Genomic DNA, 3,006 nt, shown 5'->3' with positions numbered 1-3,006 from the left:
GCACGCCGCCAGCGTTCATCCTGAGCCAGGATCAAACTCTCCGTAGAATGTTTGACTTGCTCGGTTGTTTTTATAGTGTGTACTCACTTCTTTAAAACGTTGACGCTTTGTTTTGTTCAGTTTTCAAAGAGCAATTTCGTTCGCCGTTTCTTCCGAAGCGACTTGATTATCATATCATCTAGGCAGCTTTTCTGTCAACAACTTTTTTCGAAATAATTTTATGTGCTTCATTTCGTTTTTTGTTTGTTGATGTTGTTGCTGTCTTAAGGACAAGAAATAATATACCACGATAAAAATATGTTTGCAATACATTTTTAAAAACTTTTTATAAAAACTCTCCCTTCCGTTTTATATTGTTAAACTCTCTTATTTTATAATTACTAGATTAGTATTCAACAGACATAATACCAAGTCTGTTGAATATGCTTAATTATCAAGTATATCCGAGGTGAGACAATGGACTTGCTCCTAGTTGGATTAATTATTTCATACACCATGACACTATACTTATTTATCATTGCTTATATAGAAGCAATGAAAATTTGCAGTGCAGAAGGCAAAGTCTATGGCGGAACAATGATTGGTAGTTTTACGCTCGCTTTGGTCTTCACCAGATTCACCTATCTATTTTATTCATAATTCTATATCCGTATCTACTATAAAAGCAGTAAGCTTACGCTTACTGCTTTTATAGTCCGTTGGAATTGTTCTGTTCATCTCTTAAGAAGATCATGAGACTTGCCAGAATAATTGCTCCCCCAACTGCTTGAGTCCACTGAATTGTTTCACCTAAGATCCAATAAGCAAAGAGTGCTGCCCCAATAGGCTCGAGAAGAATGGCCATTGAGATGGTTGTCGTGCTCACCCACCTTAGTGACCAGTTAAATAGCGAATGTCCAAGTAAATTTGGGAAGATAGCAAGCAGGATAAAATAAATCCAATCACTTGCCGGATACGGACCAAAAGAACTTCCTGCTGCCCATGCATAAATAAATAAGGTAATCGTGCTCGCCGAGTACACAACAAACGTATATGTAATAGAAGAAAGCCTCTTTCTAACTGTCTGCCCTAACAGCAGATAAGCAGTAATGAATCCGCAAGCAATTAAGGCAAGCATGTCTCCAAGTAAAGCCAGTCCGCTCACCCTAAAATCACCCCAACTGATTAACAAACTGCCCAACACAGCAACGACTCCACTAAGAATGGCTTTTACTGAAAATCGCTCCTTGTAAAAGAAGTAAGCACCTGCAAAAGCAAATACCGGCTGCAGGGTTACAAGGACAGTTGAGCTTGCCACAGAGGTGTAGGTTAACGATTCAAACCAAAGGATAAAATGAAAGGCTAAGAAAATCCCAGCAGCACTTGCCAACATCCAATCCATTTTTTTCACCTTCGTAAGCTCCATACGATATTTCATTAAAAACAAAGGAAGCATTAAAAGGACAGAAAACATAAGGCGATAAAAAGCAATGATGGCTGATTCCGCAGTTGCAAGCTTAACGAATATGGCCGATGACGAGACTGAAACCACACCGACTGCAATAACAAAGTAAGGATTTATTTTGGGTTGTTTCATGTTGGTTCCTTTCTAACATCAATGGTAAACTATTTATATCTATTGTACGATATTTACAAGATATTTAAGTAAATAATCTATCCTGTAAATACCCATTAAAATTGGAGAGTGACGGCCTCATGGAATGGAGCATCAGCCTCTTAGAATGGCAAATCCTTATGAAATTAGGGATTTCTGCTTTCTTAGGACTTATAATTGGCTTAGAGAGAGAAATAAAGCGAAAACCAGTGGGCTTAAAAACAAGTCTTGTAATCTCTATTATCAGCTGTCTTCTTACAATTGTTTCTATTGAATCAGCTTATAGTTTTCCTGGGAGCGACCATGTGAATGTCACAATGGATCCTCTGCGTCTTGCTGCACAAATTGTATCAGGTATTGGGTTCCTTGGTGCCGGTGTTATCCTCCGCCGTGACAATAATAGTATATCAGGGCTGACAACAGCCGCCATTATCTGGGGAGCAGCGGGAATCGGCATTGCTGTTGGTGCTGGTTTTTATATTGAAGCTATTGTTGGAGTCATCCTATTAATCATTAGCGTAGAATTTATTCCTTCTTTTATTGCAATGATTGGACCTAAGCAATTACGTCAGAAAGAAATATTGCTTAAACTAACCATTAAAAACAAAAATGACATTGCTGCTGTTATGGAGCGTATTGAAGCTGAAAACATTACTGTCAAAAATGTTCGAATTAAAGACAGAGGGGAAGATAACCACCTTCTTCAATTAAGAATTCTTATTCACCAAAAACAGAAAACGACCGAAATCTATTACACGGTCTCTACATTTAAAGAAATTTCAGCAGTTGAAATTGAAAACTTATAATGAAAACTTATAACCTCTAACGCATCATACGTGGAGGTTATATTATTTTTCTGGAATTATTAATCAAATTCTATTGACTTTTCTCTGTAATCCGATAAAATAATTCTTGTACATCAAACGGGGGCTTAGCTCAGCTGGGAGAGCGTTTGGCTGGCAGCCAAGAGGTCAGGGGTTCGATCCCCCTAGTCTCCATACTTAAAAACCTTTGCGCAGCAAGGGGTTTTTTCTTTTTATCCCCTTTTCCCTCAAATATCATCAACGTTCACAAACATTCATAATTGATATTTATCGTTAACTGTTATGTATGCTTCTCTATCTCTTTTTCATACAAGGTCACGGTCTCTTTGTCCGCTTAGGATAAAAATGTGCATTTCTTAGTGTCGTTTCCACAACCTTATGACCTAATCGTTGTTGAACAAGCTTTGGAGATGCAGCATTTTTATGAGTAAACTTGCACTGTGTATGTCGCAAATCATGAAACGCTTGAGGGTAAGCAGGTGATCATAATTTTTTTGTAACCGTCGTAGTTTTTAATTAAAATGAAAATCATTCATTTTGAACTTCTTCCTCAGAAAGTTTTAACCTGATTCTTCGCAAAAATTGATG

3 protein-coding genes and 1 tRNA gene are annotated in these 3,006 nt (G+C 37.6%); 3 read left to right on the top strand and 1 reads right to left on the bottom strand.

The genetic code is table 11. The features are described 5' to 3' along the window. Positions 1-456: 456 nt before the first annotated feature. Positions 457-639 carry a hypothetical protein gene (locus AC52RT_RS12040; protein ID WP_495540966.1) on the top strand — a complete coding sequence of 61 codons (183 nt, stop codon included), beginning with the start codon at positions 457-459 and terminating at the stop codon, positions 637-639. Positions 640-688: 49 nt separating this feature from the next. On the opposite strand, the gene AC52RT_RS12035 is transcribed toward AC52RT_RS12040, so the two are convergent. Then, positions 689-1,576, bottom strand: a complete 888-nt coding sequence (locus tag AC52RT_RS12035) for a DMT family transporter (protein ID WP_495540965.1) — start codon at positions 1,574-1,576, stop codon at positions 689-691. 119 nt (positions 1,577-1,695) lie between these two features. Here AC52RT_RS12035 and AC52RT_RS12030 point away from each other — a divergent pair, with 119 nt between their 5' ends. Next, entirely contained in the window at positions 1,696-2,400 is a 705-nt protein-coding gene (locus AC52RT_RS12030) for an MgtC/SapB family protein (RefSeq protein ID WP_495540964.1), read from the top strand. Between the two features lie 119 nt (positions 2,401-2,519). Further along, positions 2,520-2,592: transfer RNA gene (locus AC52RT_RS12025), tRNA-Ala, on the top strand. Positions 2,593-3,006: the final 414 nt, after the last annotated feature.

The organism is Peribacillus sp. (assembly GCF_059453735.1).
Note: the sequence above shows the minus strand (reverse complement) of the source record. Positions and strands in the feature narration are given on the sequence as shown.